This is a genomic window from Actinopolymorpha sp. B9G3, assembly GCF_040120725.1.
GTDB lineage: Bacteria > Actinomycetota > Actinomycetes > Propionibacteriales > Actinopolymorphaceae > Thermasporomyces.
Genome location: NZ_JBEEAB010000014.1, coordinates 147,999 through 161,814, shown reverse-complemented (window position 1 = coordinate 161,814; position 13,816 = coordinate 147,999). Strand labels below are relative to the sequence as shown.

The window sequence follows — 13,816 nt, the reverse complement described above, 5'->3', positions numbered from 1 at the left end:
GAGGAAGCCAGGAGACGGTCATGCTCAGAGGATTCAAAGAGTTCATCATGAGGGGCAACCTGGTCGAGCTGGCCGTGGCGTTCGTCATGGCCGTGGCGTTCGGTGTCGTCGTCACCAAGGCGGTCGACGTCATCATGAGCCTCATCGGCATGATCGGGGGGCAGCCGGACTTCAACGCCTGGCGCCCCGGCGGGATCCCCCTCGGCGCGCTGATCACCGCGATCGTCTCCTTCCTCATCCTCTCGGCGGTCGTCTACTTCCTGATCGTCGTGCCCTACAACAAGCTCAAGGAGCGCCAGGCGCGCGGGGAGGAGCCGGCCCCTCCGGCCGATGACATCAAGCTGTTGCAGGAGATCCGCGACATCCTCGCCTCCCGTGACCAGTCCGGCAGTGGCAGTGGTAGTGGCAGTGGTAGCGGTAGGTAGTGGCACCGGCGTCTGAGCGACCCGCTCCGGCGGATTGAACCCACGCCCGCACCTCGTCCGTACGCCCCAAGAGAGGGGTGGCGGCGCGCTGGCACCCCAGGCAGACTGCCGAGCGGGACAACAGCGTCGTCGGACGTCCGTTCATGGCAGACTCACAGGCCGCGACGCACGGTGGAGGTGGGCATGAGCATGGTGCTGCGCACCGACGATGTGCCGGTCGCTTCGCGACCTGACTACTGGCAGGACGTGGTCGACAACACAGCGGTGCCGTTCGAGGGAAGCTTCGTCGACGGGTCGGACTACAGCTGCTCGATGGTCGTCGGCAGCGTCGGGGCGATCGATGTCGCGGACGCCACGATGCCCCCCGGGGTCTGCCTGCGTTCCCCGGCGCGGATCCGCCTGTCAGACCCAGACGTCTACCGGATCGATGTCCTGCGGGTCGGGCGGTTGATCATCCAACAGGACGGCCGGGAGTGCGTCCTCGGCCCGGGCGACTTCATGCTGTTCGACCCGTCGCGGCCGGCCCGGATCATCCATTCGGCCACCCGCCACGTCGCACTGACGATCCCGCGCATGATGCTGCCACTGCGGAGCGACGACGTGACCCAGCTGACCGGTACGCGCATACCCGGTGACCACGGGATCGGCGCCCTCGTCTCGTCCCTCGCACTCCAGCTCCCCCGCTACCTCGACGACTGCGCCGCCTCCGAAGGTGTACGCCTGGGCACCGCGGTGGTCGACCTGCTCACCGTGGCGCTGACGACCCGGCTGCGGCGGACCGCCACGGTCGAACTCGGCACCCGGCAGCAGGCGCTGCTCCACCGTGTCCATGCGTTCATCGAGCAGCGGCTGGCTGATCCGGAACTCTCTCCGAGCGCCATCGCGGGCGCGCACTACATCTCGCTGCGCTACCTGCACAAGCTGTTCGAGGCGCAGGACGTCACTGTGGCGGGGTGGATCCGACAACGCCGGCTCGAACGCTGCCGGCGGGACCTCGCCGACCCCGCACTGCGGACGAGACCGTTGAGTGCGATCGCTGGCCGCTGGGGTTTCGGTAGCGCGGTGCACTTCAGCCGGGCGTTCCGCTCCGCGTACGGTGTGCCGCCCAGTGAGTACCGCAAGCAGTGCGAGGCGCTGGCCAGCTGAGCCTTGTGCGCGATCCGTCGAGAGATGTGCGCTGCACTGACAGTCCGCTGGCCGTTCCAGGCCGCACGCTGGACGTCGGATGTCGTCCAGGAGGCGGGAGGTACGCGAAATGGCGCAGGACACGGGTGAGGCGGGTTGGGCGCTGACCCGGCTGGTGAAGATGCATGCGGGAATGCGCGATGACCTTGCCCTGCTCCGCCGCGCGGTCGCGGTGATCACCGAGGACGGCCAGGACCTGGCCGACGCGGCGGCGGTGCTCACCCACCTGTCCTTCCGCCGGCCCGGCTGGACGCTGCGCCGCTACTGTGCCAGCTTCTGCAGGTTCGTCCACGCTCACCACGACGTGGAGACCTCGATGCTCTTCCCCGCATTGCTCCAGCAGCAGCAGGATGCGGGAGACACGGAGTTCAAGCAGGTGATCGACCGCCTCGACGCCGACCACCGCGCGCTGACCGACGACCTCGAAGAAGCCGAACGTGTCCTCGCCCGCCTCCCCGGCGACGAGGCGGCAAAGGCCGCGGCCGCCGGGGCGTTGGTGCGGCTGGCAGACCGCCTGACCGAGCATCTCGACTACGAGGAGACGAGTCTCGCGCCGGCGCTCAACCGGATGTCACGTGTCTTTCCCGAGGACGCCTTCCCGGCTCCGCCGTCGGAGCACTTCGGGATTTCCAGGTCATCGGTTCTCGAAACCGACCACGCAGGGCAGGATTAGGGGGTGTCCGGCCGTTTGGCGAGGTCGCGGGCTTCGTCGCGGTCGAGGTCGTCAATGTCGTGAGACGCTCTGGACATCCCCGAAGATGTCTGGGCATGGGGAGGAGCCACGATGCCGGTCCAGTTCAACCACACCATCGTCCACGCCAAGGACAAGCGCGAGTCTGCCGCCTTCCTTGCCGACATTCTCGGCCTGGACGCACCCACGTCGTACGGGCCGTTCATGGTCGTCCAGGTCTCCAACGACGTGTCGCTCGACTTCGCCGACGACCACGGGCCTGTGCACCCGCAGCACTACGCCTTCCTCGTCGAGGAGTCGGAGTGGGACGAGATCTTCGGCCGGATCCGCGAGCGCGGGCTGGACTACTGGGCTGACCCGGGACGAAGCCGGCCGGGGGAGTTCAACACCAACGACGGCGGCCGGGGCGTCTACTGGGAGGACCCGAACGGTCACTTCCTCGAGATCATCACCCGTCCGTACGGCAGCGCCGGTTGACGGCGCCAGCTGGTCCGGACGCCGTCGAGCCGGAGAGTGGGCCCCATGTGCATGGGTCGGACGCGCCTGGCGCCTGGGACTTGCGTAGACCGGAGTTCCCGGATCCGGCCGACCCGGAGCTGGGGTCGTCGGCCTATGCCCAGGCCGTACGGCTCGGCACCACGATCGAGACCTCCGGCCAGGGCGGCTGGACGAGGACCCGCGACTACCCGCCGACGGTGCACGGTGAGGTCGTCCAGGCACTCGACAACGTAGCGAGCGTTCTGGCAGGCGCCGGCGCGTCGTGGGACCACGTGACCGCGGTGCATTCGTACCACGTCATCGACCGCGACTGGGAGGCCGAGGTCGACGCGGTGATGAGCGCCGAACTCCGCACCCGCATGCCGTCGCATGCACCGATCTGGACGAGGGTCGGCCTGCCCAAGCTCGGACCGCGCATGCATGTCGAGGTCCGCGTGGCGGCCGTCGCACCACAGGGCTGGAGTGAGATGACACGACCGGAGTTCTTCGTGACACCCGGCTACGGCGAGGCCCAGCTTGCCCGCCGCTACTCTTCGCAGGCGGTACGGGTCGGCAACCGCGTCGAGACCGCGGGGCAGGGTGGGTGGTCCGACGACGGGGAGTTCCCGGAGGGCCGGCACGACGAGATCGTGCAGGCGTTCGACAATGTGGAACGCACGCTGCGTACCGCGGGGGCGTCATGGACCGACGTGATCAGCCTGCAGTCGTACCACACCCAGCTCGACGACGACGAGTTCGGGAGCATGAGCGGCGAGCTCCGCGCCCGTATCCCCACCCACGCGCCGATCTGGACCGCCGTCGTGGTCAGCCGCCTCGGTTATCCGAAGATGAGGGTCGAGATCGCCGCCACCGCGATCGTCGGGGCCGGGGAATGAGCCGCGGGTGGCCCGCTCGCGGCGCCCGACGGTGAAGTACAGCTGGACGAGCAGCATGCACCCGAACGCCTCGATCGTGCGTACGCCATAGCCCGCGATCTCACCCACCAACCCGTCGACTGGGCGGGACGCGAGAAGCGACAACAGGATCGGCGTCAGCACCAGGCCCGCGTACCAACCAACGCGGAGTGCGGCAGGCGACGGCCGCGCTCCCGGATCGACGATCGACCGGTCGACCACCCACAGGCCGATGGGTGCGAGGACCAGGACACCAAGTGCCTCCGCCAGGTGGATGACGGGCGCGGTCTGGCTGGTGGCCGCCACGATCACGAGCGTGGCGAGGGTGATGCCGACGGCGACCCGCACCGGAGGTGGCCGCCGCGCCTGGAGCGCCGGGATGAGGACGGCGGCGACGAGGAACGGCTCGTTGAGGGTACGGAAGCGGCTCGGCAGGTCGCCCACGAGGAGAACTGTCGCGGCGAGCAGGCACGCGGCCGCAGTCGCCGTCGTGACCACCCAGCGCCGGCGGGCGGGCCGGCTGACGAGGTGTGGTCGGGCGAACTCGATCCAGGCGGCGAGCAGCATCGCCAGCAGCAGGGCTTCGCTGTTGCGCGCGGCCGGTCCGGCGATCCACTCCGGCAGTGTCGCCGGCCAGACCTCGAAGGCGATCCCTACCAGGACCGCCGCCTGGCCGCCGTAGAAAAGGCCCACCCGCATGGGCATTGGACCCTCGCAGGCACCGTTGCAGCGCCGTTGCTCTGTTGCCGTTGCTCCTACTGGGCCCGCGACTGGGGGGCGATGCGCAGGGACCTTCCTGGGAGGCGGTCTTGACGCTGGTGTTGGCGGGTCTCGCGTGCTCGTAGTCGTTGGCAGGTGGTGGGCTGAATCCGTTGAAAACAAGCCTGTTCTGGAGGAGCAGTGGTGACCTATCAATGGTAGAATCGCTGGTATGTTCGATCGTCGTGGGGATCCGGATTTCTCGGTGTTGGCTTCGGCGGCGCCGGGTCCTGAGCTTGGTGCGGTGTTGGCCGGGATTGACACTGCGGCGGTGAATGGTCATGTGCGGGTGTTGGTGATGGCGGCGTGGGAGCGGCAGGTGTCGTGGGCGTCGGCGCGGTTGTACGAGGTGATGGCGCATGTGGCGCGTTCGCCTGCGTGTGAGCCGGATTCGCCGCCCGAGCTGGATCGGTGTTTCGGTGAGTTCGCCTCGGCTGAGGTGGGTGCGGCGTTGTGCATGTCACCGGGGTCGGCCGATCGGGAGTTGTCGTTCGCGTTCGAGCTGACTGAGCGGTTGCCGTTGACGCGTGCGGCGCTGACGGCTGGCCGGATCAGCGTGGGGAAGGCGCGGTCGATCGCGGATGAGACGAGTTGGCTCGCCCCGGAGTTGGCGGGGGTGGCGGAGGCGTTCATCCTCGCCGCTGACGCTGGCGCGTCAGGGTTGACGCGGGCGCAGCTGGTGCGGCGGCTGCGGCGCAAGGTGTGTGAACTCGACCCCGATGGTGTCGAGGCGCGGCGCAAAGAAGCGCAGCAGGGTCGGCGGGTCCGGTTCGGCGCCGGTGTGGACGGGACGGGGACGATCGAGGGTCGGGACCTGCCGTTGGCGGGGACCGCCGCGGCGAGGGTGTTCATCAAGGCCGCAGCCAAGCGGATCAGGGCCGGTGGTGATGTGCGGACGTTGGCGCAGATCGAAGCCGACGTCTACCTCGACCTACTCCGCGGCCGCCACCCGGCCACAGCAGAACGTGACGATGACACAGCCACCCCTACCGGCTCCGACATCCCCGCCCAGGGCGAGGGCCCACCCGCCACCGGAAACGCCGCGCCGTCCACCAGCGGCGGCGACGAGGCGGCAGACCCGACCGGCAATCCACCTTTGTGTGACGACCCTGCCCCGGGCGGCGACGCTGGCGGTGCAGGTGGCTGGGGCGGGTTGGGTCGCGATACCGAGGTGGACCTGGATGATCCGGGTGACGGCGGGGATCGTGTCGAGGCCGGTGATGAGCAGCTGGTCGGCAGGATCGAACTCGTCGCCGACCTGCAGACCTGGCTCGGACTGGAATCACGTGCGGGAGAACTCGCCGGGTTCGGCGCGGTCACCCCCAGGTGATCAACGACATCAAGAAAGCCGCAGCAGGCGGGTTCGAGTACTGCCGCACCGTCACCGTCGACGGCAAAGTCGTCTACCACCAGGCCAGCAGCCGACGGTACAAACCTACTGCCACCCAACGCCGCCTCATCCAAGCGATGCACCGCACCTGTAGCCAGCCCGGCTGCTCCAGACCCGCGATCGCCTGCGACCTCGACCACACCATCGAACACCGCCTCGGCGGACCTTCCTGCGCCTGCAACCTCGCACCCCTGTGCCGACGGCACCACCGCGCGAAACACGAAGCCGGCTGGTGGTGGACCCAGAACCAACCCGGCCGCCTCACCACCCAAAGCCCCCTCGGCCACACCTACACCGTCCAACCCTCATCACCACCCAGCGCCGACCCAACCGAACCCGCCGACAGCACGCCCTTCTGAGGCGAGGCTCGTGGGTGCGGTGTGGAGACGCCCTGGCTCCGGTCACGTGAGGGAGACGCGCGCGGTCACCGTCGTACCCTCGCCGACTCGCGAAACCACAAAAAGCCGACCACCGATCAGCTCGGCACGTTCGGCCATGCTCCGCAGGCCATATCCACCGTCGGCTCGCGGTTCCCGCCCGTTGCCAGACGATAGCTGTCCAGCTTCATCCCAGCCCCGGCCATCGTCGGCGACCACCAGTGCCACGTCTTCGCCGGTACGCCGTAGCTGGAGCCGGACGGTCGAAGCGTCTGCATGCTTGACCGCGTTCTGCAGCGCTTCCTGCGCGATGCGGTAGAGCGCGATCTCGACATGCTCGGGGAGCGCGCATTCGTCGACGTCGACGACGACCTCGATCCCCGCTATCGACCGGGCCAGGCTGGCAAGGCTGTCGGCGAGGCCGAGGTCGTCCAGAACGGGTGGTCGCAGGCCGTTGATGGCCGCCCGCGCCTCGTCCAGCGTGAGGCGCGCGAGCGTACGCGCGACAACCAACTGCTCGGACGCGAATGCCGGCTCCGCGGTCAGCGCGTCAGCAGCGGCGTCGAGGTGGAATCGGAGGCTGCAGAGGCGCTGGGTGATGCCATCGTGGATGTCGGCGGCGAGTCGGCGCCGTTCCGCTTCCTGCGCAGCGATCGCCTGCTCGGTGAAGCGTTCGTGGGCGCGTTCGCGAGCAGCGAGTCGGCGCCGCAGGTGGCCGGCATGAGTTCCACTGGCGATCAGGCTGCCGATCGACGTGAGCAGCCGGATGTCCCCATCGGTGAAGTTGCGCCGGGGCCGCGTATAGACACTCAGCGCGCCGACAACGCCGCCCGGCGAACTCGTCATCGGCACCGAGACCATCGACATGTACGCCTCACCATCAGGATCCAGGCCCTCCCGACCGGCGTCCGGCAGCGCTTCGCCGAGCCGGATCCTGACCCGTCCGACCCCTCGGTCGTACGGTGGAGTCGCTCCGCGAAGCGTCAACCACTGCCAGGCGGCGTCGAGCCCCCCGGCGTGGCGTCCGGCGCCTACAGGCTGTGAGGCTTCGAGATCCAGGTCGTCAAATGCGAAGAGGAGACATGCGTCGGTCCCGGTCGCGGCAGCGATCAGTGGCGCCATCCGCGGGGCCAGGTCCTCCAGCGAAAGCCCCGACGAGGCCACCTCGATGATGTCGACGAGCGGCGCAGTCACTGAAAGATCCCCTCGCGGAGCGCGACCGCGACGGCACCTGCACGGTCGTTCACGTCGAGCTTGCGGAAGATCCCGCGGACGTGACTCTTGACGGTTTCCTCACCGACGACAAGCTTGCCTGCGATGGCCCGGTTGGAGAGTCCCGCGACAACCAGGGCGAGAACTTCGCTTTCGCGTTGGGTGAGGCTCAGATGGGCGCCCGGCCAGAATTCGCCGGCCTGTAACCGGGCGGCCGCGGCGACCGCTCTGCCGGCCATGCTGGGATCAACGACGGTTTCGCCTTCTGCGGCACGTTCGAGCTGCCTGACGAGTTCCTCCCGGTCGATGGATTTCAACAGATAACCCGCCGCACCTGCCCGGAGTGCCTGGAAAAGATACTGCTCGTCGTCGTACGCACTGAGCAGGACCACGCGCCGTCCCGGGTCGGATTCGACCAGGCGTCGACACAGATCGAGTCCGCTGGCCGACCCGCGCAGGCGTACGTCTGACACCACGACGTCAGGATCCAGCGCGGCGATCAACGGCTCCGCGTCGTCGGCATTCACCGACTGCGCGACGATGCGTACCCGCCCACGAAACCGGGCGAGAAGGGCTTTCAGCCCTTCGAGGACCATTTCATGGTCGTCAACCATGACAAGCCGAAGCGGCTGGTTGCCCATGAGATGAGCGTATGAGCGTGGCTGCGAGCCCGAATGGAAAACGAGTGACACGGGACTACCGAGGACCCCTACCCCGTGGGCACCCTCGCGCGGGGGATCCGGTCCCATCCGGCCTGGCCTATGGTCGAGTGCAAGCCGTGGCGGCGCAGGCCTGTGGCCGAGGGACGAAATGTTCCCAACGCCCGCGCGTAGGAACGTACATTCGGTGGTGTCGGCCGTCGTCTGTCATGGCTCACGGGGGAGGAGACGACATGCCGCACAAGCTGATTCGGATGCAGCGTGGGCGTCACCAGGCGGGCCCGGGACGACCCACGATGCTGGCCATCGCCGGCGACAGTGCGGCGGGAAAGACCACGCTCAGCAAGGGACTCGCGAACCCACTGGGTCCCGAACGCGTCACCCGGATCTGTGTCGACGACTATCACCGGTACGACCGGCAGGAACGCAAGAACCTCCCTTTCACGGCGTTGCATCCCGAATGCAACTATGTCGAGATCATGGAGCAGCACCTGCAGCTCCTCGCGACCGGGCAGCCGATCCTCAAACCGGTGTACGACCATGACACCGGCCAGCTGGCCAGGCCCGAGCTCGTCGAGCCGCGGGAGTTCGTCATCGTCGAAGGCCTGCTGCCGTTGCACTCGAGGCTGACCAGGGCGTGTTTCGACATCACCGTCTATCTCGACCCGCCGGAGGACATCCGTCGGCAGTGGAAGATCAAGCGGGACACGCAGAAACGCGGCTACGGAGTCGAACAGGTGCACGCGGAGTTGGAACGCCGCGAGCCGGAGTCCGCTGCCTTCATCCGTCCACAGCGCGCCGTCGCTGATCTCGTCGCCCGGTTCGCGCCCGTGGCGGGCAGGTACGACCCACCGGGAACGCCGTTGTCGGCCGAGCTGATGTTGCGCCCGACGATTCGGCATCCGGATCTGCGCCGGATCCTTGCCGAGAGCGACCAGCGTGCGCTTCATCTCAGCCTGGCAAGGGATGAGGACGGGCTGCCGGTCGACGCGCTGCACGTGCACGGCTATGTGCCGCGTGAGGAGAGCCGGGTTGTCCAGAAGGCGATCTGGTCGCGGCTCGGTCTGGAAGGCGGCGAGCCGGTGGAGATGTTGGGCGACCTCGGTAACGGTGACCGCAGTGAGGCCCTCGCCATCACCCAGCTGGTGTTGCTCTACCACCTCCTGACGGCGGTCCGGTAGAGACGCGGGACGAGTCATGGCCCCCGCCACCTCGGCCCAGTCCACGTCTGCCCAGTCCACGTCCGCCCAGTCCACGTCCGCCCAGTCCACGTCCGCCCAGTCCACGTCTCCCACCCGTGCGACGACCCTCGTCACCGGAGTGACCGGCTACGTGGGCGGGCGGCTGGTGACGGAGCTGGTGGACCGAGGCACGCAGGTGCGCGTCCTCACCAGGTCGACCGACCGGATCCGCGAACGCCCGTGGTTCGGCGACGTCGAGGTCATCGAGGGTGACGCCAACGACCCCGACACTCTGGCCCGGGCCCTCACCGGTGTCGACACCGCGTACTACCTCATTCATGCGATGGGGAAGGGACGCCGGTTCGTACGACGGGACCGCAGAACGGCGACCCGCTTCGCACGTGCGGCCGAGCGGGCGCACGTCGGGCGGATCGTGTACCTGGGCGGGATCATTCCCACGGAAGCGGCGAAGCTGTCCCCGCATCTGCGTTCGCGGGAGGAGGTCGGGCAGATCTTCCTCGGGTCCGGCGTGCCGACGGTCGCCCTTCGGGCGGCGGTGATCATCGGTTCGGGTTCGACGTCGTTCGAGATGCTGCGGTACCTCACCGAACGCCTGCCCGTCATGACCACGCCTCGGTGGGTACGCAGCCGGATCCAGCCGATCGCGATCCGAGACGTGTTGTGGTACCTCGCGGAGTGTTCCCGGCTGCCGCCCGAGACCAACCGAACGTTCGACATCGGCGGTCCGGAAATCCTCACGTACGAAGAGATGATGCGGAGATTCGCGGCGATCGAGGGCCTCCGGCGTCGGTGGATCGTGCCGCTGCCGGTGCTGTCGCCGAAGTTGTCGAGCTACTGGGTCGGTTTGGTGACGCCCGTACCGAAGGGGATCGCGAAACCGCTGGTCGCGTCACTGCGGTATGAGGTGGTCTGTCACGACGACGACATCGCCGGTCACCTCGGCGAACCACCGGGCGGCCGCCTCGGCTTCGACGCGGCCGCATCCCTTGCCCTGGAACGGACTCGCGGGCTCGCGGTGGCACTCGGATGGTCGTCAGCCGCGGACGCGGCCGTCGCCACACCGAGCGATCCACTCCCGACCGACCCGGCGTGGTCCGGTGGCAGTCTCTACGTCGAGCAGCACAGCCGGCCGGTCAAGGCGTCCCGGGATGTGCTGTGGTCGACCATCGAGGGAATGGGCGGCGACCGTGGTTGGCACCACACGACGGTCGCGTGGCAACTGCGTGGCCTCGTGGACCGGCTGGCCGGCGGAACCGGCGCGCGTCGCGGCCGGCGGGACCCGGATCGGCTGCGGGTGGGTGATCGGGTGGACTGGTGGCGGGTCGAGGTTCGCGAGCCGGATCGGCTGTTGCGGTTGCATGCCGAGATGCGCCTGCCCGGCAACGCCTGGCTGGAACTGCAGATCGACGACGACGGAACATCACGGCGCCTGGTGGAGCGGTCGGTCTTCGTCCCGCGCGGCTTGGCCGGGCACGCGTACTGGTGGCTCCTCAAACCGTTCCACGGACTCGTCTACGAGATCATGTTGCGCGATGTCGTGCGTACGGCCGAGTCGGCGTGCACGGCTATCCCGGCTGGTCGGTGAAGACGCGGCTGGCGAGGAAGTCGTCGGGTTCGAACCGCATCAGATCGTCCTTGTGGTACGTACGTCCGGTCGCGGCGACGAGGCGGTTGGCCTGCCGGAGCCGGGCGCGTTCGAGTGCGTTGCGGACGCTGCGGGCGTTCGCGAAACGGGGCTGGCGCATCCGGCGCTGGAGGTAGTCGCGGAAGACCGCCTCGGCGGCGTCGGAGAGCCGGTAGTGCTCCTTGTTCAACATGAGCTGCGCGATGGCCACCAGCTCGTCGAGGTCGTAGTCGGCGAAGTCGAGGTGATGGGCGATCCGCGAGCTCATACCGGGGTTGGAGCCGAAGAACGAATCCATCCGGTCCTTGTAGCCGGCGAGGATCACCACGAGATCATCGCGATGGGACTCCATGACCTGCAGGAGGATCTCGATCGCCTCCTGGCCGTAGTCGCGTTCGTTCTCGGCGCGGTACAGGTAGTAGGCCTCGTCGATGAACAGCACGCCGCCCATGGCGCGCTTGATGACCTCCTTGGTCTTGGGTGCCGTGTGACCGACGTACTGACCGACGAGATCGTCGCGGGTGACGGCGACGAGGTGGCCGCGTTGGATGCTGCCGAGCCGGTGCAGGAGTTCGGCCATCCGGAGGGCGACCGTGGTCTTCCCGGTGCCCGGACTTCCGGTGAACGACATGTGCAGACTGGGCTGCGACGCGCTCAGGTCGAAACGCTGGCGGACCCGGTCGACCAGCAGCAGCGCGGCGATCTCGCGGATTCGGGTCTTCACCGGCGCCAGGCCGACAAGCTCCTGGTCGAGGGTGTCGAGGATCTCGTCGATGCCCGAGGCCTGACGTTCGGCGGCGAGGTCCACCTTGGCGTCGGCGGGAAGTCGCGGCGGCGGAGTCGCCTCACGATCGCCTGTGTCGCCAGGCTTCGCCGGCGACACGCCATGTGTCGGCATGCCGAAGCTGGCGCGCTCCTGCGCGTCGCCGGCGGTCATCAGCCCGGAGCCGCGGGCGGGTGGCCGTCGTGGCCGTTGCCTGTCGTGGAGACGTAGCGGTCGCCGGCAGGACGGTCTGCCGCGTACGGATGAAGGGTGTAACGGATCCTGCGGTCAACTGTCTCTTGACGCTCGACCCGGAAGCCTGGTTCGTGACTGGGGCGGTTGACGATGAACGACAGCGCGGTGGTCTGCCGGTGCGGCCGGGAGTCGTAGGCGTTGACCCGGATGTAGCGCTGAGGGTAGGCCTTGCGACAGGCGTTGACCTCATACAGCACGCCGGCCGCGTCGTTCATGTCGAACATCGGCAGGCCCCACATGTCCCAGTAGTTGTTGCGGGGGTGCGGATCGTCGGTGAACTCCACCGACAGCGCCCAGTCGTGGTCGAGTGCGTACTGGATCTGCTTGGAGATCTCCTCGTCGGTGAGGTCGGGCAGATAGGAGAACGTGCCTTGGGTGATCCGCATGGACTGGCCTTCCCTCACACCGACGTGGGCGTCTCGACGACATCGGGCGTGTCGGTCGACTCGTAGGTGAAGCTGATGTCGCCCCAGGTCGTCAACGCGACGTCGAGCTCATGGCTGCGCTTCGCGGCGTCGCGCAGGATGTCCTCGCCTTCGGCGAGATAGTCGCGGCCTTCGTTACGGGCCTTGATCATCGCTTCGAGGGCGACGCGGTTGGCGGCGGCGCCGGCCGCGATTCCCATCGGGTGGCCGATGGTGCCACCACCGAACTGGAGTACGACATCTTCGCCGAGGTGGTGCAGCAGCTGGTGCATCTGGCCGGCGTGGATCCCGCCCGACGCGACCGGCATGACGCCGGGCATCGAGGCCCAGTCCTGTTCGAAATAGAGGCCTTTGACCGGATCGGGCTCGACGTGGTTGAGCCGCAACGTGTCGTAGAACCCCGCGACGGAGTTGGGGTCGCCCTCCAGCTTGCCGACGACCGTACCGGCGTGGATGTGGTCGACACCGGCCAGGCGCATCCACTTGGCGATGACGCGGAAGCTCACCCCATGCGTCTTCTGCCGGGTGTAGGTCGAGTGGCCCGCCCGGTGCAGGTGGAGGATCATGCCGTTGCGGCGGGCCCACTTCGCCATCGACTGGATCGCGGTGTAGCCGATGGTGAGATCGATCATCACGATGACGCTGCCGAGTTCCTTGGCGAACTCGGCGCGTTCGTACATGTCCTCCATCGTCGCGGCCGTGACGTTGAGATAATGACCCTTGATCTCCCCGGTCTCGGCCTGCGCGCGGTTGACCGCCTCCATGCAGAACAGGTAACGGTCCCGCCACCGCATGAACGGCTGGGAGTTGATGTTCTCGTCGTCCTTGGTGAAGTCCAGCCCACCGCGCAACGCTTCGAAGACCACTCGGCCGTAGTTGCGGGCCGAGAGCCCCAGCTTGGGCTTGACCGTGGCGCCGAGGAGCGGGCGTCCGTACTTGTTGAGGTACTCGCGTTCCATGACGATGCCGTGGGCGGGCCCCTGGAACGTCTTTGTGTAATGCGGCGGAATGCGCATGTCCTCCAGCCGCAGTGCCTTCAACGCCTTGAAGCCGAACACGTTGCCGATGATCGAGGAGGTGAGATTCGCGATCGACCCCTCCTCGAAGAGGTCGAGATCATAGGCCACGTAGGCGATGTACTCGCCCTCCTTGCCCGGGACCGGTTCGACCTTGTAACACTTGGCCTGGTAGCGGTCGTACGCCGTGAGCCGGTCGGTCCAGACCACCGTCCACGTCGCCGTCGACGACTCGCCGGCGACCGCCGCGCCGGCCTCCTCGGGCGGGACGCCAGGCTGGGGACAGATGCGGAACGCCGCCAGGATGTCGGACGGTTCCGGCACGTAGTCGGGTTGCCAGTAACCCATTTCGGCGTACGGAATCACTCCGGCGCCCCAGCGCTGCATGGTGTCGTCCGACGTCATAGGTGCTCCTCGAAGACGTGGGGCGTGCTCATGCAGG

At 67.9% G+C, this 13,816-nt stretch carries 14 protein-coding genes; 9 read left to right on the top strand and 5 right to left on the bottom strand.

Annotation, left to right across the window (positions count from 1 at the left end; translation table 11 throughout):
- Positions 1-20: 20 nt before the first annotated feature.
- From mscL to ABNF93_RS23185, 7 genes are all read left to right on the top strand, one after another.
- Positions 21-425 carry a large conductance mechanosensitive channel protein MscL gene (mscL, locus tag ABNF93_RS23215; protein WP_349330258.1) on the top strand — a complete coding sequence of 135 codons (405 nt, stop codon included), beginning with the start codon at positions 21-23 and terminating at the stop codon, positions 423-425.
- A 183-nt stretch (positions 426-608) separates the two neighbouring features.
- Positions 609-1,571: an AraC-like ligand-binding domain-containing protein gene (locus tag ABNF93_RS23210; protein WP_349330257.1), complete on the top strand. Its 963-nt coding sequence runs from the start codon at positions 609-611 to the stop codon at positions 1,569-1,571.
- A gap of 109 nt (positions 1,572-1,680) precedes the next feature.
- Complete coding sequence (locus tag ABNF93_RS23205) at positions 1,681-2,283, top strand: hemerythrin domain-containing protein (protein WP_349330256.1); 603 nt, start codon at positions 1,681-1,683, stop codon at positions 2,281-2,283.
- Between the two features lie 111 nt (positions 2,284-2,394).
- The gene (locus tag ABNF93_RS23200) at positions 2,395-2,778 is read left to right on the top strand and encodes a VOC family protein (protein ID WP_349330255.1); all 384 of its coding nucleotides are present in this window, start codon (positions 2,395-2,397) and stop codon (positions 2,776-2,778) included.
- Positions 2,775-3,674 (top strand): Rid family hydrolase, encoded by a 900-nt coding sequence (locus ABNF93_RS23195; protein WP_349330254.1) that lies wholly within the window; start codon positions 2,775-2,777, stop codon positions 3,672-3,674. Before ABNF93_RS23200 ends, ABNF93_RS23195 begins: the two co-directional genes overlap by 4 nt.
- Positions 3,675-4,623: 949 nt before the next feature.
- Complete coding sequence (locus tag ABNF93_RS23190) at positions 4,624-5,781, top strand: DUF222 domain-containing protein (protein ID WP_349330253.1); 1,158 nt, start codon at positions 4,624-4,626, stop codon at positions 5,779-5,781.
- The gene (locus ABNF93_RS23185; protein WP_349330252.1) at positions 5,778-6,200 is read left to right on the top strand and encodes an HNH endonuclease signature motif containing protein; all 423 of its coding nucleotides are present in this window, start codon (positions 5,778-5,780) and stop codon (positions 6,198-6,200) included. Before ABNF93_RS23190 ends, ABNF93_RS23185 begins: the two co-directional genes overlap by 4 nt.
- A 42-nt stretch (positions 6,201-6,242) precedes the next feature.
- Here ABNF93_RS23185 and ABNF93_RS23180 read toward each other — a convergent pair whose 3' ends face one another.
- Together ABNF93_RS23180 and ABNF93_RS23175 are read right to left on the bottom strand one after the other, a co-directional pair.
- Entirely contained in the window at positions 6,243-7,412 is a 1,170-nt protein-coding gene (locus ABNF93_RS23180) for a GAF domain-containing sensor histidine kinase (protein ID WP_349330251.1), read from the bottom strand.
- The gene (locus ABNF93_RS23175) at positions 7,409-8,071 is read right to left on the bottom strand and encodes a response regulator (RefSeq protein WP_349330250.1); all 663 of its coding nucleotides are present in this window, start codon (positions 8,069-8,071) and stop codon (positions 7,409-7,411) included. The genes ABNF93_RS23180 and ABNF93_RS23175 overlap by 4 nt, the downstream gene beginning before the upstream one ends.
- A 251-nt stretch (positions 8,072-8,322) precedes the next feature.
- Here ABNF93_RS23175 and ABNF93_RS23170 point away from each other — a divergent pair, with 251 nt between their 5' ends.
- Together ABNF93_RS23170 and ABNF93_RS23165 are read left to right on the top strand one after the other, a co-directional pair.
- A complete protein-coding gene (locus ABNF93_RS23170; RefSeq protein WP_349330249.1) occupies positions 8,323-9,270 on the top strand; it encodes a phosphoribulokinase in 948 nt (315 codons plus the stop codon).
- Positions 9,271-9,286: 16 nt separating this feature from the next.
- Positions 9,287-10,876, top strand: coding sequence for an SDR family oxidoreductase (locus ABNF93_RS23165; RefSeq protein WP_349330248.1), 1,590 nt, complete (start codon positions 9,287-9,289; stop codon positions 10,874-10,876).
- Here the strand turns inward: ABNF93_RS23165 and cbbX are convergent.
- The 3 genes from cbbX to ABNF93_RS23150 are packed head-to-tail and all read right to left on the bottom strand — an operon-like array spanning position 10,857 to position 13,779.
- Positions 10,857-11,852, bottom strand: coding sequence for a CbbX protein (gene cbbX / locus ABNF93_RS23160; RefSeq protein WP_349330247.1), 996 nt, complete (start codon positions 11,850-11,852; stop codon positions 10,857-10,859). The two genes, ABNF93_RS23165 and cbbX, sit on opposite strands and share 20 nt — an antisense overlap.
- Complete coding sequence (locus tag ABNF93_RS23155; RefSeq protein WP_349330246.1) at positions 11,852-12,319, bottom strand: ribulose bisphosphate carboxylase small subunit; 468 nt, start codon at positions 12,317-12,319, stop codon at positions 11,852-11,854. Before ABNF93_RS23155 ends, cbbX begins: the two co-directional genes overlap by 1 nt.
- Positions 12,320-12,333: 14 nt before the next feature.
- On the bottom strand, positions 12,334-13,779 hold the full coding sequence (locus ABNF93_RS23150; protein ID WP_349330245.1) for a form I ribulose bisphosphate carboxylase large subunit: 1,446 nt from the start codon (positions 13,777-13,779) through the stop codon (positions 12,334-12,336).
- Between the last annotated feature and the right edge of the window lie 37 nt (positions 13,780-13,816).